General features: G+C 40.7%; 1 pseudogene. It reads left to right on the top strand.

Going from position 1 to position 300, the window contains the following annotated elements:
- Positions 1–300: pseudogene (aceE, locus tag HMPREF2886_RS32730) on the top strand (pyruvate dehydrogenase (acetyl-transferring), homodimeric type); the annotation flags it as partial.

The raw sequence follows: 300 nt of genomic DNA, 5'->3' as shown, positions 1-300 counted from the left end.
TGAAGTTGCTGTCATTATGCAAGATGGTTTAGAGCGTATGTATGGTGATAAACAAGAAAACGTTTATTACTACATCACAACGTTAAACGAAAACTATCATATGCCAGCAATGCCAGCTGGAGCAGAAGAGGGTATCCGTAAAGGTATCTATAAACTGGAATCTCTGGAAGGCGCGAAAGGTAAAGTTCAGTTACTGGGTTCTGGCTCTATTTTACGTCACGTACGTGAAGCGGCACAAATTCTGTCAACCGAATATGGTATTGGTTCCGATGTGTACAGTGTAACATCATTCACTGAATT

This window comes from Pseudomonas sp. HMSC066A08, assembly GCF_001813025.1.
GTDB classification, from domain to species: domain Bacteria; phylum Pseudomonadota; class Gammaproteobacteria; order Pseudomonadales; family Pseudomonadaceae; genus Pseudomonas; species Pseudomonas aeruginosa.
The sequence above is the reverse complement of the archived record's forward strand: the minus strand, read 5'-3'. Positions and strand labels throughout refer to the sequence as shown.